The sequence below is a fragment of the Pseudomonas sp. KH_046_1 genome (genome assembly GCF_057839025.1).
Window position 1 is genome coordinate 5,166,870 of sequence record NZ_CM174481.1, and the last position, 21,517, is coordinate 5,188,386.

A 21,517-nucleotide genomic window follows, 5' to 3' on the forward strand; every position below is an offset into this window, starting at 1 on the left:
ATTAATCCTTCCGCTTAAGGAGCTCACCACGGGCCGCTTTCTGGGTTTCCGTGAGGATGCCACGCAAAATATTCATTTCCGCCCGGCTGACCGAGCTGCGTCCGTACAACCGGCGCAGGCGCGCCATCAAGTGCCGTGGCTTTTCCGGATCGAGGAATTCGATGGCCACCAGGGTCTGCTCCAGGTGTTCATAGAATCGTTCCAGCTCGTCCATGGTCGCCAGCTCAGCGCTTTTGACCGAAGCCACTTCTTCCTTCTCGACCTTGCTCGGCTGACCTTGGGCCGCCAGCCAGGACATGCGCACTTCATAACCCAACACCTGCACCGCCGCCCCAAGGTTCAGCGAACTGAACTCAGGGTCTGATGGAATGTGCACGTGATAATGACATCGCTGCAGCTCTTCGTTGGTCAGGCCGGAATCTTCACGACCGAACACCAGGGCAATTTCCGCACCCTGCCCCGCTTCCTCGACCACCTTCGTTCCGCATTCGCGGGGATCGAGCAGCGGCCAGGGAATGCGCCGGTCGCGGGCGCTGGTGCCGAGCACCAGGTTGCAGCCGACCAAGGCATCTTCCAAGGTGGCGACGACTTGCGCGTTTTCAAGGATGTCTCCGGCACCGGAAGCACGGGCATCGGCCTCGTGATGCGGGAACAGACGAGGCTCGACCAGCACCAGCCGCGACAGCCCCATGTTCTTCATGGCACGCGCAGCCCCGCCGATATTGCCCGGATGGCTGGTATTGACCAGGACGACACGAATGTTTTGCAGCAAGGGAGGCGCTCTCGAACACAATAATCGGGAGCAGAATCTTACAGCTACACCTACCGTTAAGCTATGAAAGCGAACGTCGTCCTTCTCCTGTAGAAACTTTCTGATAGAATGCCCGGCTTTCTTTAACAACCTTAGGTGACACATCCATGCAGCCCATGCTGAATATCGCGCTGCGCGCCGCCCGCAGCGCCAGTGAATTGATCTTCCGCTCCATCGAGCGCCTGGATACCATCAAGGTCGACGAAAAAGACGCCAAGGATTACGTATCCGAGGTGGATCGCGCCGCCGAACAGAAAATCATCGACGCCCTGCGCAAGGCCTACCCGAATCACTCGATCATGGGTGAAGAGACCGGCATGCACGCCGGCACCGGCATCGAAGGCGAAGAGTACCTGTGGATCATCGATCCACTGGACGGCACCACCAACTTCCTGCGCGGCATTCCTCACTTCGCTGTCAGCATCGCCTGCAAATACCGCGGTCGCCTGGAACACGCTGTTGTTCTGGACCCGGTTCGCCAGGAAGAATTCACCGCCAGCCGTGGTCGCGGCGCTCAACTGAACGGTCGTCGCCTGCGCGTCAGCGGCCGCACCAGCCTGGACGGTGCCCTGCTGGGTACCGGCTTCCCGTTCCGTGACGACCAGATGGACAACCTCGACAACTACCTGGGCATGTTCCGCGCCCTGGTTGGCCAGACCGCCGGCATCCGCCGCGCCGGTTCGGCGAGCCTGGACCTGGCCTACGTGGCCGCCGGCCGTTTCGACGCCTTCTGGGAGTCGGGCCTGTCCGAGTGGGACATGGCTGCAGGCGCCCTGCTGATCCAGGAAGCCGGCGGTTTGGTGAGCGACTTCACCGGCGGTCACGACTTCCTTGAAAAAGGCCACGTCGTTGCCGGCAACACCAAGTGCTTCAAGGCAGTTTTGACGGCGATCCAGCCGCACCTGCCGGCCTCGCTGAAGCGCTAAGCTTCCAGCGACAAAAGAGCACCCTTCGGGGTGCTTTTTTTATGCCTGCGATTCAACCCCTGACACACCACAAGCCCGCTCCCACAGGGGATTGGCGGTGGTGCATAAATCGCGAGCACAAAAAAGCACCCCGCAGGCTAATGCCGATCAGTTAAGTCTCATTGCTTGACCTTTGGCCGCAAGAAATCAAAATCCGATGCCTGAATAGGCATCGGATTTAATGAGATGGTCAGCCTGACCGAGAAGCCCTGCAGGTTTACGCTTGCAGGGCTTTTCTCGTTTTCGGCGGAGGATCTCTCATGAACACGATGACGCTTCTCGGTATCGACATTGGCAAACACAGTTTCCACCTGCATGGCCAGGACACCCAAGGCCATCAGGTTTTGCGCAAGAAGATGACCCGTGGACAATTGCTCAGAAGCCTGGCGCAGCTACCAACCTGCACACCGGATCACTCGCTGACGCTGTTCGAACGCGGTTTCTACTCTTTGGGGCTGTTGCACCAATGGCAGCAGGCCAGCACCGAGCGGCATTGACTGATGCCGTTACGCAAAGGGGCGCAGTACGAAGTCATTCAGCGTTTGGGCCGTCAGGATGCGGTGGTCTCGTTAAGCACTTCGCCGCTGGCCCGCAAGCACTGGCCGGGATTGCCGGAGCGCCTGGCCGCAAGGCTCCTGAGCAAAACCGTCAAGGCCAAGGTCTGTCAGATTTTGACGTCGATGACCGATCCGCTGCGTTTCCCATCCGATGAAATCGTCGACCTGTACAGCCATCGCTGGGAGATCGAATCAGGGTTCAGGGAAATGAAACAGACACTGTTCAACAGCAGTTACACGCTGCGTAGCAAGACGCCCGAGATGATCGAGCAAGAGTTGTGGGGCGTGTTGCCGGGCTACAACCTGCTGCGTTATCAGATGATGGAAATGAGCTGCCATTGTCCGGGCATCCATCCGTGAACTGAGCTTCACCGCGTGCACTTGGGCGATCCTGGGGTTTATCAACGGCGTTTCTGCGGATCGCTCGGGGAACATCCCCAAATATCTCGCCGAGTTACATGCCTCGGCCCCGCACTATGTCTTGCCGCATCGCCGGGAAGAGCGCATTTATCCCCGGGCAATCAGGCTCAAACCCCCGAAGTATCCGATCAAAAACAAAAATGCCAGTCAGCTTAACTGACTGGCATTAGCCTCGATGGCCGGTTTTTTTGTACCTGCTTTTTATAGCTGGAGCGTGCGCCTTACAGAGCGGCAGCGTGCTCGGTCAGGTAAGCCGCAACGCCTTCTGGCGAAGCGTTCATGCCTTTGTCGCCTTTTTTCCAGTTGGCAGGGCAGACTTCGCCGTGCGCTTCGTGGAATTGCAGAGCGTCGACCAGACGGATCAGCTCTTCCATGTTACGGCCCAGCGGCAGGTCGTTGATGATCTGCGAGCGGACAACGCCTTTGTCGTCGATCAGGAACGCGCCACGGAAAGCCACGCCGTCAGCGGACTGAACGTCGTAGGCCTTCATGATGTCCTGCTTGATGTCGGCAGCCATGGTGTAGCGAACCTGGCCGATACCGCCATTGTTCACTGGAGTGTTGCGCCATGCGTTGTGGGTGAAGTGCGAGTCGATCGAAACAGCGATCACTTCAACGTTGCGTGCCTTGAACTCAGACATGCGGTTGTCCAGAGCGATCAGCTCGGACGGGCAAACGAAGGTGAAGTCCAGCGGGTAGAAAAACACCAGGCCGTATTTGCCTTTGATCGCCGAGGACAGGGTGAAGCTGTCAACGATCTCGCCATTGCCGAGTACGGCCGGTACGGTGAAGTCAGGGGCTTGTTTGCCTACGAGTACGCTCATTGGATATCTCCTGGTGTAATAGCGTAAGAAACAGGGTTCGCATCAGCCTGCCACCCTGAGGCGACAGCCCTGTGACACGATCCCCGGTCGCAAAAGACCGGCCATCATACACCGCGTATTTGAGCTGGCTTAGCTGTTTTTTCCCCGTACGATGAAATCCCCGACGGTTTTGTATCGCCGATTTGCGAGGCCGACCGTTCGTCAGCCATACCCGCTTATGGCGAAAAGTGCTCTGAAACCACTTTGACAATCATTCTCGTTAACATTAAGATCCATCGCAATTGAGTCACAATCAGCGACGGTCCTTCCTTATGTATGTTTGCCTCTGCACTGGCGTCACCGACGGTCAAATCCGCGATGCGATCTATGAAGGATGCTGCAGCTACAAGGAAGTCCGTGTGGCTACCGGCGTTGCCAGTCAATGCGGCAAATGTGCCTGCCTTGCCAAGGAAGTGGTCCGCGAGACCCTGACCAAACTGCAAACGGCCCAGGCTGCAATTCCTTTTCCAACAGAATTTACAGCCGCTTAAATATCAAATTTTAAAGAACCGGACATATGTCCGGTTTTTTTATGCCTCAAAATCAACTAGTTATGCTCTAGACGCGGAACACAAACATTCTTATTCCGATTAATTTTTATTTAAGTTTCAATAACTTAGGTTTGACACTATTAAATACCCGGCTCAAACTCTGTTCTATTGACAGCTAATACAGGGCAGGACCCCATCATGAAAGGCGACGTTACAGTCATCCAGCATCTCAACAAGATCCTTGCCAATGAGCTGGTCGCGATCAATCAATATTTCCTGCATGCGCGCATGTATGAAGATTGGGGCCTGAACAAGCTCGGCAAGCACGAGTACCACGAATCCATCGACGAAATGAAGCACGCGGACAAGCTAATCAAGCGAATCCTGTTCCTTGAAGGCCTGCCGAACGTCCAGGACCTGGGCAAGCTGCACATCGGCGAGCACACCAAGGAAATGCTGGAGTGCGACCTGCGTATCGAGAAAACCGGCCATGCCGATCTGAAAGTAGCCATCGCGCATTGCGAAACAGTTGGCGACTTCGGTAGCCGTGAACTGCTTGAAGATATCCTCGAGTCCGAAGAGGAACATATCGACTGGCTGGAAACCCAGTTGGGCCTGATCGATAAAGTGGGTCTTGAAAACTACCTGCAATCGCAGATGGGCGAAGACGAGTAACTTCGTTCCGTTAATCTCGATGCAATAAAAAGCCCCGCTCTCTTTTAAGAGGCGGGGCTTTTTGTGCCTGTATGTAGGAGCGAGCTCGCTCGCGATGGTCGTTAACGATTACGCGGCATACCTGACAACCCGCGGCGTTTTCTAGTCCATCGCGAACAAGCTCGCTCCTACATACCGCGAATCAGGCTTCGGACTTGTTGGCAGCAGCGGCTTCGACAGCAGCCTTGATGGTGGCTTGCAGCGAACCGTCAGCAGCCATTTCAGTCATGATGTCGCTGCCGCCGACCAGCTCACCACCGACCCACAGTTGCGGGAAGGTTGGCCAGTTGGCGTATTTTGGCAGGTTGGCGCGGATTTCCGGGTTCTGCAGGATGTCCACGTACGCAAACTTTTCGCCACACGCCATCACGGCCTGCGCGGCTTTCGCGGAGAAGCCGCACTGCGGGGCATTCGGTGAGCCTTTCATGTAAAGCAGAATGGTGTTGTTGGCAATCTGCTCTTTAATCGTTTCGATGATATCCATGGAGCACCTCGGCTGAACTTTCCGACTCATGGGTCGGCACGGTGGCGCATTGTAACGGAAAGCCGAGCGCCCTGCTCGGTCTCTCCGTCAGTATGATTCAAGCCGCCGCCACAGTCACCGGCACGCCATTGAGCGCAGCATTTCCCGACAGTTCGTCAATCTGGCGTTCGTCGGTCAGGTCGTTGGCGCTGGAACCTGGCTGGCTGCTGGCTATCGACATTTGCACGCCCGGCCGCGCGTGACCCCAGCCGTGAGGCAGGCTGACCACGCCCTTCATCATGTCCAGACTGCCAAGCACTTCGACTTCGATCACCCCCACCCGCGAGCTGACCCGCACACGCTGCCCGTCGCTGAGCCCGCGACTGGCCAGATCGTCCGGATGCATCAGCAACTGGTGACGTGGCTTGCCTTTCACCAAGCGATGATAGTTATGCATCCATGAGTTATTGCTGCGTACATGCCGGCGGCCAATCATCAACAACTCGTCGGCGGCCGGCGCCTGCAAGGCTGCGAAGCGCGCCAGGTCAGCGAGAATCGCGGCCGGTGCGGCCTGGATGCGTTGATTGGCAGTCTTCAGGCGTGGCGTCAGGTTAGGCTTGAGCGCGCCCAAATCAACGCCATGGGGATGATCGAACAAGGTCGCCAACGACAGCTTGTGCTCTGAATTGTCGCCGTACATTCCCATGCGCAGGCCGCGATCGATCATTTGCGCAGGAGCGATGGTGGGCTTCAGCTCTTTGCCGGTCCTGGCGGCAAATGCCTTGGCCAGGCCGACGAAAATTTCCCAGTCGTGCAATGCACCTTCGGGCTTGGCAAGGATGGCGCGGTTGAAACGGCTGACGTTGCGCACTGCAAACAGATTGAACGTGGTGTCGTAATGGTCGTTTTCCAGCGCCGATGTCGACGGCAGGATCAGGTCGGCGTAACGCGTGGTTTCATTGATGTACAGGTCGATACTGACCATGAACTCCAGCCCGTCCAGCGCCTGCTCGAGCTTTCGGCCATTGGGTGTGGACAGCACCGGATTGCCAGCCACGGTGATCAACGCGCGGACTTGCCCTTCCCCTTCAGTGAGCATCTCTTCGGCCAGCGCCGAGACAGGTAGTTCTCCGGCGTACTCCGGGCGCCCGGAAACCCGGCTCTGCCACAGATTGAAATGCCCGCCCGAAGTCGTCGCCACCAGATCCACCGCCGGCTCGGTGCACAAGGCACCGCCCACGCGATCGAGATTGCCGGTGACCAGGTTGATCAACTGCACCACCCAGTGACACAGCGTACCGAAGGCCTGGGTCGAAACGCCCATGCGGCCATAGCAGACTGCACTCGGTGCGGCGGCGAAGTCCCGCGCCAATTGGCGGATCTGTTCGGCCGGCACGGCGCACAACGGACTCATGGCCTCGGCAGTGAACGGCGCGACGGCCTCCCGCACGTCCTCAAGGCCGTCCACCGGCAGATGGCTGTCGCGGGTCAGACCTTCAGCAAACAAGGTATTGAGCAGGCCGAACAACAGCGCGGCATCACCACCCGGGCGCACGAACAGATGCTGATCGGCAATCGCCGCCGTCTCACTACGGCGCGGATCGACCACCACCACTTTGCCGCCCCTGGCCTGTATCGCCTTCAAGCGTTTTTCCACATCCGGCACGGTCATGATGCTGCCGTTCGAAGCCAGCGGATTGCCGCCCAGGATCAGCATGAAATCGGTGTGATCGATGTCCGGGATCGGTAGCAGCAAACCATGGCCGTACATCAAATGACTGGTCAGGTGATGGGGCAATTGATCGACCGACGTCGCGGAAAACCGGTTGCGGGTTTTCAACAGGCCGAGGAAGTAATTGCTGTGGGTCATCAGCCCGTAATTGTGCACGCTCGGGTTGCCCTGATAGACCGCCACGGCGTTTTGCCCGTGACGCTCCTGAATGGCGGCGAGGCGTTCGGCGACCAGATTGAATGCCGCTTCCCACTCGATGGGCTGCCACTCATTGCCCACCCGCTGCATCGGCTGATGCAGGCGATCCGGATCGTTCTGAATGTCTTGCAGGGCCACGGCCTTGGGGCAGATGTGCCCACGGCTGAACGTATCCTGAGGGTCGCCCTTGATCGAAGTGATCTGGACGTTACCGCCTTCGACCCTGGTGGTTTCGATGGTCAGGCCACAGATGGCTTCGCACAAATGGCACGCACGGTGATGGAGAGTCTTGGTCATGGCCAGTCTCTGTCTTGTTTTGGGCGGGCAACGTTGGCCGCGGAAACAAAACTATGGCGCCAGAGCCGCCGCCACGCCAGCTACGTTCGTCTTGTGAATCGAGGGTTATCAGGCCAGCCGATAGCCGCCGGAGTTCAGTTCGAAGGCAGCCTGGGCGGCACCTGCAAGTGGATTTCCTGAAGGGTTTCAATCGGCCCGAGGAGCCATGCACGCTGGTCAGTTCGACGATCCGTCGAGCCCGGCGCTGATGAATGACAGGTCAGAAACCGACTGTCAGCGCACCATTGCCACCCAGCCTGATTGCCAAGCCCCGAGAGGCCGGTGTACAAATGAGGCGCTGCTATCAGGAAACAGGCTTCAAAAGCGCTACCTCGGTGAACCCGTAGCACCTCTGAAACTCCCTAAAAACTGTAGCCCTATTGGTAAGACGCGACATTTAATTATAAGATCGCGCCTTCCCCTATTTCGTCGCCCCGTGCGGCTTACGCCGCAGGTCTCGCCCGTTGTTCCGTTAAACAAGGCTTTGAGCATCTGCGGTTTGTAGCAAAAGGTAGTCAATGATGAGCGCAAGGCACTTTCTCTCCCTGATGGATTGCACGCCCGAAGAGCTGGTCAGCGTGATCCGTCGAGGCGTTGAGCTCAAGGACCTGCGTAACCGCGGCGTACTGTTCGAGCCTCTGAAAAACCGCGTCCTGGGGATGATTTTCGAGAAGTCCTCGACCCGTACCCGGATCTCCTTCGAGGCCGGCATGATCCAGCTCGGCGGCCAGGCGATCTTCCTGTCGCCCCGTGACACCCAACTGGGCCGTGGCGAGCCGATCGGCGACGCCGCCATTGTCATGTCGAGCATGCTCGATGCTGTAATGATCCGTACGTTTTCCCACAGCACTCTGACCGAATTCGCCGCCAATTCGCGCGTTCCGCTGATCAATGGCCTGTCCGATGACCTGCACCCGTGCCAGTTGCTGGCCGACATGCAGACCTTCCTCGAACACCGCGGCTCCATCCAGGGCAAGACCGTGGCCTGGATCGGCGACGGCAACAACATGTGCAACAGCTATATAGAAGCGGCGATCCAGTTCGACTTCCAGTTGCGCGTTGCCTGCCCGGAAGGCTACGAACCCAACCCGGTGTTCCTGGCCAAGGCCGGCGATCGGGTCACCATCGTTCGCGACCCGAAGGAAGCCGTGCGTGGCGCACACCTGGTGAGCACCGACGTCTGGACCTCCATGGGCCAGGAAGAGGAAACCGCCAAGCGTCTGCAACTGTTCGCCCCGTACCAGGTCAACCGCGCCCTGCTCGACCTGGCTGCTGAAGACGTACTGTTCATGCACTGCCTGCCGGCGCACCGTGGCGAGGAAATCAGCGTCGACCTGCTCGACGACCCGCGCTCGGTGGCCTGGGATCAAGCCGAAAACCGTCTGCACGCGCAAAAAGCCTTGCTCGAATTCCTCGTTCCGCCTTCGTACCACCACGCATGAGCCAGCCATTACTGCTCAACCTGCGCAACCTCGCCTGCGGCTATCAAGACCAACGCGTGGTGCAGAACCTCAACCTGCACCTGAACGCAGGCGACATTGGTTGCCTGCTGGGCTCTTCAGGCTGCGGCAAGACCACCACCCTGCGGGCGATTGCCGGTTTCGAACCGGTACACGAAGGCGAAATCCAGCTGGCTGGCGAAACCATCTCCAGCGCCGGTTTCACCCTCGCTCCGGAGAAACGTCGCATCGGCATGGTGTTCCAGGACTACGCCCTGTTTCCGCATTTGAGCGTGGCCGACAACATTGCCTTCGGCATTCGCAAGCATCCGCAAAAGGATCGCGTGACCGAAGAGCTGCTGGAACTGGTCAACCTGAAGAACCTCGGCAAGCGTTTCCCCCACGAGCTTTCCGGTGGTCAGCAGCAACGTGTCGCCCTGGCCCGCGCCTTGGCGCCGGAACCACAACTGCTGCTGCTCGACGAACCGTTCTCCAACCTCGATGGTGAATTGCGCCGCAAGCTCAGCCATGAAGTACGCGACATCCTCAAGGCCCGTGGCACCAGCGCGATTCTGGTGACTCACGACCAGGAAGAAGCCTTCGCGGTCAGCGACCACGTTGGGGTGTTCAAGGAAGGTCGCCTGGAACAGTGGGATACGCCCTACAACCTGTATCACGAACCGCTGACCCCCTTCGTGGCGAGCTTCATCGGCCAGGGCTATTTCATTCGCGGTCAGTTGAGCAGCCCCGAATCGGTGCAGACCGAGCTGGGTGAGTTGCGCGGCAATCGGGCCTACACCTGGCCGGTAGGCGGCGCTGTGGACGTGCTACTGCGCCCGGACGACATCGTCTATGCGCCGGACAGCGCACTGAAGGCGCGAATCGCCGGCAAGACGTTCCTGGGTGCATCGACCCTGTATCGCTTGCAATTGCCGACAGGGGCACAGCTGGAATCGATCTTCCCGAGCCATGTCGATCGTCAGGTTGGGGCGGATGTGGGTATCCGTGTCGCGGCTGAACACCTGGTGCTGTTCCAGGCGTCCGGCAGCACGGCGGCGCAGATTCCGGTGGCTGAATCCGGTGTCCGCCGCTACAGCACCGCCAACTGATACACCCCCCTGTAGGAGCGAGCCTGAACTGGTCAAGTAATCCCGGACACCGGTTACGGTGTTTATGCCGCTTTTTGCTCCATGGCTATTGGCGACAGGTAGTTGTTGTAGCTGTGGAGCCTGGTGCGGTTGTAGTACAGGAAGAAACGCACCATATCGGTTTTTGCTTCCTCGATCTTGCTGTAGCCACTACGAGGCACCCATTCTGATTTCAGCGTGCCGAAAAAACGCTCCGTTGGAGCATTGTCCCAGCACTGCCCGCGATGACTCATGCTTTGCAAAATGCCATGACGCTTCAGTTCTTCTTGAAACTTGCGACTGGTGTACTGACAGCCCTGATCTGAATGGAACATCAGTCCAGGAGGACACGCTCGCACCTCTGTCGCCATGCGTAGCGCCTTGCTGACCAAGTTGGCGTCATTGACCAGCGAAAACGCCCAGCCAATGACGCGGCGAGCAAACAAATCGATCACGATGGCCAGATGAACCCAGCGCTCGCCCACCATCAAGCTGGTAACGTCGCCACACCAGACCTGATCAACTGCAGTCGGCTTAAAATTGCGCTTGAGTCGATTGGGCGCGACAAATGCTTCAACGCCTTTGGATCTGAATGGGTGAGGCTGGCGTTGTTTACTGACAATGTTGGCCTCCCTCATTAGCGCCCTGACAAGGCCTCTTCCGATCGCGATGTTTTGGGACTTCAGGTTCTTGCTGATCATTCTGGAACCCATGGCTTCCCGGCTTTCGCTGTGCAGTTCAACCACTTTCAGCTTGAGGTCTTCGCGTCTGATCCGCGGTTTGGCTCGCCGCTGAAGCCACTCATAAAAGCTGCTGCGCTTCACATCGAAAACACGACACACAATGGCAGTCGGGAATGACTCTCTTAGTTCCGCAATCATCGAAAACGATCGGGATCCGACATCAAGAGAGCGGTAGCCTTTTTTAAGATCTCGGCTTCCATTTCCATGCGTTTGATCTTGGCCTTTAGTTCCTGGATCTGGCGCTGATCTTCGGTAATCGCCTTGGTGCCTTTGACTGGCTGTCCCTCGCGTTCCTTGCGAACCTGATCGACCCAACGCCGTAAAGCGGTAGGGCCGATATCCAGCGATGCACACACTTCTGGAACCGGGCAGTTATCATCAAGCACCATGCTGGCAGCATGCAGCTTGAACTCGCGGGTATAGACCTTTCTTTCGTTCATGGAACCTCCAAGTTGGCGAAATCATATCGCCCTTAAGAGGTGTCCGGAATTATTAGGCCAGTTCAGCCTGCTCGCGATGGAAGTGAGAGCGCCGCGTTCATCCAGCCAGCACTCTTCATCGTTGACGTCCATCGCGAGCAGGCTCGCTCCTACAGGGGATTTGGGTTAACCCAGCATCAGAGTGCCGCTCGCCACGAGCGTCGCATTCCCGCCGATCTTCACCCGCTCGCCTTCCAGTCGACAGAACAATTCCCCACCCCGCGCCGAACGCTGAAAAGCCGTCAGGCTCGACTTGCCCAAACGCTTTGACCAGTACGGAATCAGAAGGCAATGGGTCGATCCGGTCACCGGGTCTTCATTGATGCCGATTGCCGGGGCGAAGTAGCGGGAAACGAAATCGTGCTGCTCGCCCCGCGCCGTCACGATGGCGCCCAACCATGGCAGTTTCGCCAGGGCCACCATGTCCGGCTTGCAGTCGAGCACGGCTTGCTCCGACTCCAGCACCACGAACAGCTCATTCGAAGCCAGTACCTCGACAGCCTTCACACCCAGTGCACGCTCGATGTCCGGGATCACGTTCACCGGCGACGCAGTGATCGCCGGGAAGTCCAGCCACAGGCCTGCGCCCTCCCGCGTCACGCTCAACGGGCCGGACTTGCAGGTGAAGTCCAGTCGCTCGACGGGCTCTTTATAGATCTCAAACAGCACATAGGCGCTGGCCAGCGTTGCGTGACCGCACAATGGCACCTCGGTGGTCGGCGTAAACCAGCGGATGTGCCAGCCCTGCCCTTCACGTACGACAAACGCCGTTTCGGCGAGGTTGTGCTCGGCGGCAATCTTTTGCATCAACTCATCGGCGAGCCATGTATCGAGCCGATAGACCATCGCCGGATTGCCGCTGAATGGCTGATTGCTGAACGCGTCGACCTGATGAAACTCAAGCTGCATAACCTTCTCCCTTTGTCAGACCACCGAGCATGCCGCGCTGGCCCAGCCGGCACCAGTGACAGAGCCGGCTGATTTTCACCATACAGCGCTGCACCTGCTTCGAAGCTCACGCACGGCCGATATCGGCAAACTTCGCCTGGGTGTGTTCGGCCAGCACCGCCGGTGCCAGTTCAACTTCCAGCCCACGTCGGCCCGCACTGACAAAAATGCTGGCGAAGGGCTGGGCCGAATTGTCAATGAAGGTACGCAAACGCTTTTTCTGCCCCAGCGGACTGATCCCGCCCAACAGATAGCCAGTGGAGCGCTGCGCCGCCGCCGGGTCGGCCATTTCGACCTTTTTCACGCCCGCGGCGTGGGCCAGCCCTTTCAAGTCCAGGCTGCCGACAACCGGCACCACGGCTACCAGCAACTCACCCTTTTCGCTGGCCGCCAGCAAGGTCTTGAACACCTGCGCCGGATCGAGCCCAAGCTTTTCCGCCGCCTCCAACCCGTAGGAGGCGGCCTTGGGGTCATGTTCGTAACTGTGTACACGATGTTCGGCCCGAACCTTTTTCAACAAATCCAATGCGGGGGTCATGGCAGCTCCAGACTGGGCGGCAGAAGAAAAATACTGCGCCGGATTCTAGGACATTGATCGTTAAAAGGCTCTACGGCGGCGCATCCATAACGCCATTACCTGGCCATCCCATTGCGCAAAGACTCATTCATTCATGCAACGAATAGTTTTTTTGTGACCGACGGTTCACTTTCGACCTTTGACAGCAGCGTTTCTTGTCTATATTTTTTCGTTTCTGAAACTGTACGAAACGTCCTACCGCTGCACCCAGCAGTAAACCGCGACCAGGATGGGGATCCTGCCTCGGCGAAAACCGCGCTCCGACCATGATGGAAAAAGCGCCAGACAACAAAAAAAATTGAGGTTTCAATGACAACTGCTTTACAACAACCGTCGCTCTCGAGCCAATGCATGGCCGAGTTTCTGGGTACAGCGCTGCTGATCTTTTTTGGTACAGGTTGTGTTGCCGCGCTCAAGGTCGCTGGTGCCAGCTTTGGCTTGTGGGAAATCAGCGTTATCTGGGGTGTCGGCGTCAGCATGGCGATCTACCTCACCGCCGGAGTTTCCGGTGCGCATCTGAACCCTGCCGTCAGCATTGCCCTGAGCATTTTCGCGGACTTCGAAAAACGTAAATTGCCTTTCTACGTACTCGCCCAAGTGGCGGGTGCCTTCTGTGGGGCGCTGTTGGTTTACACGCTCTACAGCAATCTGTTCTTCGAATTCGAACAAACGCACCACATGGTTCGCGGCACTCAAGCCAGCCTTGAATTGGCCTCTGTGTTCTCCACCTTCCCGAATCCTGTGCTGACCACCGCCCAGGCATTTCTGGTCGAGGTGATCATCACAGCCATCCTGATGGGCGTGATCATGTCCCTGACCGATGACAACAATGGCCTGCCCAAAGGCCCGTTGGCACCGCTGCTGATCGGCCTGCTGATTGCGGTGATCGGCAGTTCGATGGGACCGCTGACCGGTTTTGCCATGAACCCTGCGCGGGACTTCGGCCCTAAACTGATGACTTTCTTCGCTGGCTGGGGTGAAATTTCCTTCACCGGCGGACGCGATATTCCGTATTTCCTGATTCCTGTTTTTGCACCGATTGTCGGTGCCTGCCTCGGTGCTGCAGCCTATCGTGGGTTGATTGCCCGCCATCTGCCCAGCGCCGTACCTGCTACAAAGGATGCAACAGCTGCCATTGACGGCAAACCCAGAACTTCTTGATACCGTTGGCGCGTGCCTCTGCCCTTTGATTGCGCGCCAGACCTCACTCCCTTATTTCGTCCAAGGCAATCGACATGACCGACACACAGAATAAGAACTACATCATTGCCCTCGATCAGGGTACGACCAGCTCCCGCGCGATCATTTTCGACCGCGACGCGAACGTGGTCTGCACCGCCCAACGGGAGTTTGCCCAGCATTACCCGCAAGCCGGCTGGGTTGAACATGACCCAATGGAAATTTTTGCCACCCAAAGCGCCGTGATGGTCGAGGCCCTGGCACAAGCCGGCCTGCACCACGACCAGGTAGCAGCCATCGGTATCACCAACCAGCGCGAAACCACCGTGGTCTGGGACAAGAACACCGGCCGCCCGATCTACAACGCCATCGTCTGGCAGTGCCGACGCAGCACCGAGATCTGCCAGCAACTCAAGCGCGATGGCCACGAGCAATACATCAGCGACACCACCGGCCTGGTCACCGACCCGTATTTCTCCGGCACCAAGCTCAAGTGGATCCTCGACAATGTCGAAGGCAGCCGCGAGCGCGCGCGCAACGGTGAACTGTTGTTCGGCACCGTCGACAGCTGGCTGATCTGGAAATTTACCGGCGGCAAGGTGCATGTCACCGACTACACCAACGCTTCGCGCACCATGCTCTTCAACATCCACACCCTGGAGTGGGACGCGAAGATGCTGGAAGTGCTGGATATTCCGCGCGAAATGCTTCCGGAAGTTAAATCGTCCTCGGAAATTTATGGCCGTACCAAAAGCGGCATCGCCATCGGCGGTATCGCTGGCGACCAGCAAGCCGCCCTGTTCGGCCAGATGTGCGTCGAGCCAGGCCAGGCGAAAAACACCTACGGCACTGGCTGCTTCCTGTTGATGAACACCGGCGACAAAGCCGTGAAATCCCAACACGGCATGCTCACCACCATCGCCTGCGGCCCACGCGGCGAAGTGGCTTACGCGCTGGAAGGCGCGGTGTTCAACGGCGGCTCTACCGTGCAGTGGCTGCGTGACGAACTGAAGATCATCAACGACGCCCACGACACCGAATACTTCGCCAACAAGGTCAAGGACAGCAACGGCGTGTATCTGGTGCCAGCCTTCACCGGTCTTGGCGCTCCCTACTGGGACCCGTATGCCCGTGGCGCACTGTTCGGCCTGACCCGCGGCGTCCGCGTGGATCACATCATTCGTGCCGCACTGGAATCGATTGCCTACCAGACCCGCGACGTGCTCGACGCCATGCAACAAGACTCCGGCGAACGTCTCAAGGCCCTGCGCGTGGACGGCGGTGCAGTGGCGAACAACTTCCTCATGCAGTTCCAGGCCGACATCCTCGGCACGCAGGTCGAGCGCCCGCAAATGCGCGAAACCACGGCACTGGGTGCGGCTTACCTGGCAGGCCTGGCCTGCGGCTTCTGGGGCAGCCTGGACGAGTTGCGTGGCAAGGCCGTGATCGAGCGCCAGTTCGAGCCGACGCTGGATGAAACGGCGAAGGAAAAACTCTACGCCGGCTGGAAAAAAGCCGTCAGCCGCACCCGCAATTGGGCGGTTGAAGACGAGGCTGAATAAACCGGGATACGAGCTCGTATCTGTATGTAACTGGTCGGGAGCGGATTCCTGCGGCATCATGGGCAAATTTTGCACGGCAGCCCAAAGGACGCCCCATGAATCTGCCTCCCCGTCAGCAGCAAATCCTCGAACTGGTCCGCGAACGCGGCTATGTCAGCATCGAGGAAATGGCCACGCTGTTCGTAGTTACCCCGCAGACCATTCGCCGCGACATCAATCAGCTCGCGGAAGCCAATTTGTTGCGTCGCTACCACGGCGGCGCGGCTTACGACTCCAGCGTTGAAAACACCGCCTACGCCATGCGCGCCGATCAGATGCGCGATGAGAAACAGCGTATCGGCGAAGCCATTGCCGCGCAGATTCCCGACCATGCCTCGTTGTTCATCAACATCGGCACGACCACCGAATCCATTGCCCGGGCACTGCTCAATCACAATCACCTGAAGATCATCACCAACAACCTGCACGTCGCCTCCATGCTCAGCGCCAAGGACGATTTCGATGTCCTGCTGACCGGCGGCAACGTGCGGCGCGATGGTGGCGTGGTGGGTCAGGCCAGTGTCGACTTCATCAACCAGTTCAAGGTCGACTTCGCCCTGGTCGGCATCAGCGGCATCGATGAAGACGGCAGCCTGCTGGACTTCGACTATCAGGAAGTGCGGGTATCCCAGGCGATCATCGCCAATGCCCGGCAAGTGATCCTCGCGGCCGACTCCAGCAAGTTCGGGCGCAACGCCATGATTCGCCTGGGGCCGATCAGCCTGGTTGATTGCCTGGTCACCGATCAGCAGCCTTCCCCGGCGCTGGCGCAGTTGTTGAACCAGCACAAGGTTCGGCTGGAAGTCGTTTAACCCCCCTCCTTCTTCGGCGTCTGTATTGACGCCATCGCGAGCAAGCTCGCTCCCACAGTGATTGATGGCGTGCACAAGATTTGTGACCGACTCCATTCCTTGTGGGAGCGAGCTTGCTCGCGATGGCGGTCGCCAATACACAGCAAAATGTTCGTAAATTTTCCTTTAATGGCCCTTCGATGAGTATTTTCAATCGAAGCTGACTGGCTGTGCGCGTCTTTATGGGCTAGTATTTTCGCAAATGAACATTAATGTTCGAATTCAAATACAGAACATCAAAGAATTCCGAGGCCGTGCCGATGCCCACTTCCACCTTGCCTACGCCCCCTCTCGCCGAGGTCTACGATATCGCCGTCATTGGTGGCGGGATCAATGGCGTGGGGATCGCAGCGGATGCCGCCGGTCGCGGTCTCTCGGTGTTCCTTTGTGAAAAGGATGACCTGGCCAGTCATACCTCGTCGGCCAGCAGCAAGCTGATTCACGGCGGCCTGCGCTACCTCGAACATTACGAATTCCGCCTGGTGCGTGAAGCCCTGGCCGAACGCGAAGTTCTGTTGGCCAAGGCTCCGCACATCGTCAAGCAAATGCGTTTCGTGTTGCCGCATCGCCCGCACCTGCGCCCGGCGTGGATGATCCGCGCCGGTCTGTTCCTCTATGACAACCTGGGCAAGCGCGAGCAACTGCAAGGTTCGAAAAGCCTGAAGTTCGGCCCCGACAGCGCGCTTAAAAGCGAGATCACCAAGGGCTTCGAATACTCCGATTGCTGGGTCGACGACGCGCGCCTGGTGGTGTTGAACGCCATGACCGCCCGGGAAAAAGGCGCCCACGTTCACACCCAGACCCGCTGCGTCAGCGCGCGTCGCGCCAAGGGCCTGTGGCACCTGCACCTGGAACGCGCCGATGGCAGCCTGTTTTCGATCCGCGCCAAGGCATTGGTCAATGCGGCCGGACCATGGGTCGCCAGGTTCATTCGCGATGACTTGAAGATGGAATCGCCATACGGCATCCGCCTGATCCAGGGCAGCCACCTGATCGTGCCGAAACTGTACGAAGGCGAACACGCGCACATCCTGCAAAACGAAGATCAGCGCATCGTGTTCACCATTCCGTACCTGAATCACTTCACCCTGATTGGCACCACTGACCGCGAGTACACCGGCGATCCGGCGAAAGTGGCAATTACCGATGGCGAAACCGATTACCTGTTGAACGTGGTCAACGCCCATTTCAAAAAGCAAATCAGCCGCGACGACATCCTGCACAGCTATTCCGGTGTGCGTCCGCTGTGCAACGACGAATCCGACAACCCGTCGGCCGTGACCCGCGATTACACCCTGGCGCTGTCTGGCACTGGCGAAGAAGCTCCGTTGCTGTCGGTGTTCGGCGGCAAGCTCACCACCTATCGCAAACTGGCCGAGTCGGCGCTGGCGCAACTGGCACCGTACTTCAAGCACATCAAGCCAAGCTGGACCGCCAGCGCCACGCTGCCGGGGGGTGAAGACATGACCACCCCTCAAGCCTTGAGCTCGCGTATCCGCGACAAATTCGACTGGCTACCGAGCGAGATCGCGCGCCGCTGGGCCACCACCTACGGCAGCCGCACCTGGCGCATGCTCGAAGGCGTACAGGACCTCAGCGATATGGGCGAGCACATCGGCGGCGGTCTCTACACCCGTGAAGTCGACTATCTGTGCAGCGAAGAATGGGCCACCAGCGCCCACGACATCCTCTGGCGTCGCAGCAAGCTCGGTTTGTTCACGACGGTGGCGGAACAGGAAAAGCTCAAGGATTACCTGAACAAGGTCGAACAGAACCGCAGCAAGATCGAAGCGGCCTGATCAGTCACCGGCATAAACAAAAGCCCCTGAATCTCACGATTCAGGGGCTTTTTCGTATCGATGGATTTCAGTCGCGCAAATCCGATTCGTGAATCGGCTGCTCACGGTGAGTCGCCCGCTGATACTGCGCCGGCCACACGGCCTTGTGTCCTCCCAGGTCGTCATCGGCGTGCAGCGCCCAGTACGGATCGCGCAACAACTCACGGGCCAGGAAGATGATGTCCGCCTGACAAGTGCGCAGGATGTGCTCGGCCTGGGCCGGCTCGGTGATCATGCCGACTGTGCCCGTGGCCATGCCCGACTCCTTGCGCACACGCTCGGCGAAGCGGGTCTGGTAACCCGGCCCTGTGGGAATCTCGGCATTCACTGCCGTCCCGCCCGACGAGACGTCGATCAGGTCGACCCCCAGGGCTTTGAGGCGGCGTGCCAGCTCCACCGTTTCATCGGGATTCCAGCCGTCTTCCACCCAGTCGGTGGCCGAGACCCGGACAAACACCGGCAACTCTTCAGGCCACACCGCACGCACCGCTTCGGTGACTTGCAGCACCAGCCGAATGCGATTTTCGAACGAACCGCCATATTGATCGCGACGCTGATTGCTCAACGGCGACAGGAACTGATGCAGCAGGTAACCATGGGCCGCGTGCACTTCGACCACCTTGAAACCGGCCGTCAGTGAGCGCTTTGCCGCCTCGACAAAAGCCTGGATGACCTTGGCGATCTCGCCGTCATCGAGTTGTCTGGGTTGGGTGTGCTGTGGATCGAATGCAATCGGTGAAGGTCCGACCGGCACCCAGCCGCCCTCCTCGGGCTTGACGCTGCCATGTTTGCCGAGCCACGGCCGGTAGGTGCTGGCCTTGCGCCCGGCATGGGCCAGCTGAATGCCGGCAACGGCTCCCTGGGCGGTGATGAAGCGGGTGATGCGTTGCAGGGGTTCAATCTGTTCGTCATTCCACAGACCGAGGTCCTCGGCCGTGATACGCCCGTCGGCGGTGACCGCCGTGGCTTCGGTAAACACCAGCCCGGCCCCGCCGACAGCGCGGCTACCGAGGTGGACCAGGTGCCAGTCATTGGCCAGGCCATCGGCGCTGGAGTACTGGCACATCGGCGATACCGCGATGCGGTTGGGCAGGGTCAATTGGCGAAGGGTAAAGGGTTCAAGCAGCAGACTCATGGGGCACCTCTCGAATCAGTGGGCAGGCTCCAGGTTCTGTTTGAATAGTCGACGAGTGACAGGAAAAAGGTACAACACCCGCCCCCGCGGGCAAAAAATTCGACAAGACGTCACAAGGCCAAAATCAAGCAGTGTTTAGAGCCTAGTCGACATCGGGGGATGTCGCCCTCTTGTAGGAGCGAGCTCGCTCGCGATGGACGACAGGACACCGCGGGGTGTCAGGTCCCCAGCGCCATCGTTCACGCCCATCGCGAGCGAGCTCGCTCCTACAGGGGGTCAACGCGGTTCGATGTGGGCAATCATCAGCTGGACCGTCTCATTGCCACGAAACTCGTTGAGGTCGAGTTTGTAGGCCAGTTCCACCCACTTGATGGTCGGATTCGGCCAGATGTCGCGGTCGATCCCGAAGGCAATGCCATCGAGTTTCACCGAACCACATTCACTTTTGAGCACGACTTTAAGGTGCCGCTCGCCAACGACGCGCTGCTCGACCAACTGGAACACCCCATGAAACAACGGTTCCGGGAAGTGCTGCCCCCAAGGGCCGGCATGCCGCAAGGCACGGGCCAGTTCCAGGTGGAACTCTTCCACCGCCAGGGTGCCGTCCGACAACAGGCGGCCAGTCAGGTCCTCTTCGCGCAGTTGCCGGCGCACTTCAGTGTCAAAGGCTTCGGCGAACAAGGGGAAATTCGCTTCCGGCAGCGTCAGGCCGGCCGCCATCGCGTGGCCACCGTATTTGGTAATCAGATTCGGATGCTGCGCCGCCACCACACTCAAGGCGTCGCGGATGTGAAAGCCCTGGACCGAACGCCCCGAGCCCTTGAGCAAACCATCCCCGGCATCGGCAAAGGCGATGGTCGGGCGGAAATAGCGCTCCTTCATCCGTGACGCGAGGATACCGATGACACCCTGGTGCCACTCGGGATCGAACAGGCACAAGCCGAACGGCATCGACTCCACCGGCAGATCCTTGAGCTGCGCCAGCGCTTCACGCTGCATGCCTTGCTCGATGGATTTGCGATCCTGGTTCATGCCATCCAGTTGCGCCGCCATCTCACGGGCCAGACCTGCGTCTTCGGTCAGCAGGCATTCGATGCCCAGGCTCATGTCGTCCAGGCGCCCTGCTGCGTTCAGGCGCGGGCCGACGATGAAGCCCAGATCGGTAGAGGTGATGCGCGCATGATCGCGCTTGGCCACTTCGAGGATCGCCTTGATCCCCGGCCGGGCACGTCCAGCGCGAATCCGTTCCAGGCCCTGATGCACCAGAATCCGGTTGTTGGCATCCAGCGGCACCACGTCGGCCACGCTGCCCAGAGCCACCAGATCGAGCAGTTCGCCGATATTCGGCTGCGGCTTGCTTGTGTACCAGCCCAGCTCGCGCAACCGCGCACGCAGGGCCATCAGCACATAGAAAATCACCCCGACACCGGCCAGCGCCTTGCTCGGAAACTCGCAACCGGGCTGGTTCGGATTGACGATGGCATCGGCCAGCGGTAGCTCGTCACCGGGCAAATGGTGGTCGGTGACGAGCACCTTGAGCCCGGCCTTTTTCGCCGCCGCCACGCCTTCGACGCTGGAGATGCCGTTGTCGACGGTGATCAGCAAATGCGGCTGACGCTCAAGCGCCACCGCGACGATTTCCGGTGTCAGGCCGTAGCCGTAGTCGAATCGGTTGGGCACCAGGTAATCGACATGTGTCGCACCCAGCAAACGCAGGCCCAGCGTGCCCACGGTGCTGGCCGTCGCGCCGTCGGCATCAAAGTCGCCGACGATCAGAATGCGCTGGCGCTGTTCAAGCGCAGTCACCAGCAGATCCACGGCGGCATCGATGCCCTTGAGTTGCCGGAACGGAATCAACCGCGCCAGGCTCTTGTCCAGTTCCGCCTCGGACTGCACGCCACGAGCTGCGTACAGTCGGGTCAATAGCGGTGGAATATCACCGAGGAAAGGCAGGGTGTCGGGCAACAGGCGAGGTTCGATGCGCATGGGGTGACAGGGGCTTCTCTTCAATACGTAGGATAAAACCGGGTGACACGGTGCAATGGCGAAA

General features: G+C 59.0%; 20 protein-coding genes and 1 pseudogene. 11 read left to right on the plus strand and 10 right to left on the minus strand.

Translation table 11 applies throughout. The features are described 5' to 3' along the window. Position 1: 1 nt before the first annotated feature. Positions 2–772 carry a tRNA (cytosine(32)/uridine(32)-2'-O)-methyltransferase TrmJ gene (gene trmJ, locus AC3IT9_RS23625; protein WP_103394285.1) on the minus strand — a complete coding sequence of 257 codons (771 nt, stop codon included), beginning with the start codon at positions 770–772 and terminating at the stop codon, positions 2–4. Between the two features lie 146 nt (positions 773–918). Between trmJ and suhB the strand changes: the two genes are divergently transcribed. From suhB to AC3IT9_RS23640, 3 genes and pseudogenes are all read left to right on the plus strand, one after another. Then, a complete protein-coding gene (gene suhB / locus AC3IT9_RS23630; protein WP_007982736.1) occupies positions 919–1,737 on the plus strand; it encodes a type III secretion system regulator SuhB in 819 nt (272 codons plus the stop codon). Positions 1,738–2,036: 299 nt separating this feature from the next. Continuing rightward, positions 2,037–2,183: pseudogene (locus AC3IT9_RS23635) on the plus strand (IS110 family transposase); the annotation flags it as partial. 93 nt (positions 2,184–2,276) lie between these two features. Further along, positions 2,277–2,693 (plus strand): transposase, encoded by a 417-nt coding sequence (locus AC3IT9_RS23640; RefSeq protein WP_489271143.1) that lies wholly within the window; start codon positions 2,277–2,279, stop codon positions 2,691–2,693. A 281-nt stretch (positions 2,694–2,974) separates the two neighbouring features. On the opposite strand, the gene AC3IT9_RS23645 is transcribed toward AC3IT9_RS23640, so the two are convergent. Beyond that, positions 2,975–3,577, minus strand: a complete 603-nt coding sequence (locus tag AC3IT9_RS23645) for a peroxiredoxin (protein ID WP_007985868.1) — start codon at positions 3,575–3,577, stop codon at positions 2,975–2,977. 311 nt (positions 3,578–3,888) lie between these two features. On the opposite strand from AC3IT9_RS23645, the gene AC3IT9_RS23650 reads away from it, so the two are divergent. Together AC3IT9_RS23650 and bfr are read left to right on the plus strand one after the other, a co-directional pair. Continuing rightward, on the plus strand, positions 3,889–4,107 hold the full coding sequence (locus AC3IT9_RS23650) for a bacterioferritin-associated ferredoxin (RefSeq protein WP_080925403.1): 219 nt from the start codon (positions 3,889–3,891) through the stop codon (positions 4,105–4,107). A 198-nt stretch (positions 4,108–4,305) separates the two neighbouring features. Then, on the plus strand, positions 4,306–4,782 hold the full coding sequence (bfr, locus tag AC3IT9_RS23655; protein WP_008053519.1) for a bacterioferritin: 477 nt from the start codon (positions 4,306–4,308) through the stop codon (positions 4,780–4,782). 181 nt (positions 4,783–4,963) lie between these two features. On the opposite strand, the gene grxD is transcribed toward bfr, so the two are convergent. Continuing rightward, positions 4,964–5,305: a Grx4 family monothiol glutaredoxin gene (gene grxD / locus AC3IT9_RS23660; RefSeq protein WP_064679482.1), complete on the minus strand. Its 342-nt coding sequence runs from the start codon at positions 5,303–5,305 to the stop codon at positions 4,964–4,966. A 97-nt stretch (positions 5,306–5,402) separates the two neighbouring features. Next, complete coding sequence (locus AC3IT9_RS23665) at positions 5,403–7,511, minus strand: molybdopterin oxidoreductase family protein (protein ID WP_489271144.1); 2,109 nt, start codon at positions 7,509–7,511, stop codon at positions 5,403–5,405. A 560-nt stretch (positions 7,512–8,071) separates the two neighbouring features. On the opposite strand from AC3IT9_RS23665, the gene argF reads away from it, so the two are divergent. Then, a complete protein-coding gene (gene argF / locus AC3IT9_RS23670) occupies positions 8,072–8,992 on the plus strand; it encodes an ornithine carbamoyltransferase (protein WP_032829900.1) in 921 nt (306 codons plus the stop codon). Next, positions 8,989–10,098 carry an ABC transporter ATP-binding protein gene (locus AC3IT9_RS23675; protein WP_150726793.1) on the plus strand — a complete coding sequence of 370 codons (1,110 nt, stop codon included), beginning with the start codon at positions 8,989–8,991 and terminating at the stop codon, positions 10,096–10,098. The genes argF and AC3IT9_RS23675 overlap by 4 nt, the downstream gene beginning before the upstream one ends. A 62-nt stretch (positions 10,099–10,160) precedes the next feature. Here AC3IT9_RS23675 and AC3IT9_RS23680 read toward each other — a convergent pair whose 3' ends face one another. The 4 genes from AC3IT9_RS23680 to ybaK form a co-directional block, all read right to left on the minus strand. Continuing rightward, positions 10,161–10,997: an IS3 family transposase gene (locus AC3IT9_RS23680; protein ID WP_224789174.1), complete on the minus strand. Its 837-nt coding sequence runs from the start codon at positions 10,995–10,997 to the stop codon at positions 10,161–10,163. Beyond that, positions 10,994–11,299, minus strand: a complete 306-nt coding sequence (locus AC3IT9_RS23685) for a transposase (protein WP_150753137.1) — start codon at positions 11,297–11,299, stop codon at positions 10,994–10,996. The genes AC3IT9_RS23680 and AC3IT9_RS23685 overlap by 4 nt, the downstream gene beginning before the upstream one ends. Before the next feature lie 165 nt (positions 11,300–11,464). Further along, positions 11,465–12,247, minus strand: coding sequence for a PhzF family phenazine biosynthesis protein (locus AC3IT9_RS23690; RefSeq protein WP_150726794.1), 783 nt, complete (start codon positions 12,245–12,247; stop codon positions 11,465–11,467). Between the two features lie 106 nt (positions 12,248–12,353). After that, a complete protein-coding gene (gene ybaK, locus AC3IT9_RS23695; RefSeq protein WP_007971306.1) occupies positions 12,354–12,824 on the minus strand; it encodes a Cys-tRNA(Pro) deacylase in 471 nt (156 codons plus the stop codon). A gap of 348 nt (positions 12,825–13,172) precedes the next feature. On the opposite strand from ybaK, the gene AC3IT9_RS23700 reads away from it, so the two are divergent. The 4 genes from AC3IT9_RS23700 (at position 13,173) to glpD (ending at position 18,293) form a co-directional block, all read left to right on the plus strand. Continuing rightward, positions 13,173–14,024: an MIP/aquaporin family protein gene (locus AC3IT9_RS23700; RefSeq protein WP_150726859.1), complete on the plus strand. Its 852-nt coding sequence runs from the start codon at positions 13,173–13,175 to the stop codon at positions 14,022–14,024. Between the two features lie 74 nt (positions 14,025–14,098). Beyond that, the gene (glpK, locus tag AC3IT9_RS23705) at positions 14,099–15,604 is read left to right on the plus strand and encodes a glycerol kinase GlpK (protein ID WP_150726795.1); all 1,506 of its coding nucleotides are present in this window, start codon (positions 14,099–14,101) and stop codon (positions 15,602–15,604) included. 95 nt (positions 15,605–15,699) lie between these two features. Further along, positions 15,700–16,455 carry a DeoR/GlpR family transcriptional regulator gene (locus AC3IT9_RS23710; protein WP_046042004.1) on the plus strand — a complete coding sequence of 252 codons (756 nt, stop codon included), beginning with the start codon at positions 15,700–15,702 and terminating at the stop codon, positions 16,453–16,455. Between the two features lie 299 nt (positions 16,456–16,754). Beyond that, positions 16,755–18,293 (plus strand): glycerol-3-phosphate dehydrogenase, encoded by a 1,539-nt coding sequence (glpD, locus tag AC3IT9_RS23715; protein WP_150726796.1) that lies wholly within the window; start codon positions 16,755–16,757, stop codon positions 18,291–18,293. 67 nt (positions 18,294–18,360) lie between these two features. Here glpD and AC3IT9_RS23720 read toward each other — a convergent pair whose 3' ends face one another. Together AC3IT9_RS23720 and recJ are read right to left on the minus strand one after the other, a co-directional pair. Further along, the gene (locus tag AC3IT9_RS23720) at positions 18,361–19,467 is read right to left on the minus strand and encodes an NADH:flavin oxidoreductase/NADH oxidase (protein ID WP_150726797.1); all 1,107 of its coding nucleotides are present in this window, start codon (positions 19,465–19,467) and stop codon (positions 18,361–18,363) included. A 276-nt stretch (positions 19,468–19,743) separates the two neighbouring features. After that, a complete protein-coding gene (recJ, locus tag AC3IT9_RS23725) occupies positions 19,744–21,453 on the minus strand; it encodes a single-stranded-DNA-specific exonuclease RecJ (protein ID WP_489271145.1) in 1,710 nt (569 codons plus the stop codon). Positions 21,454–21,517: the final 64 nt, after the last annotated feature.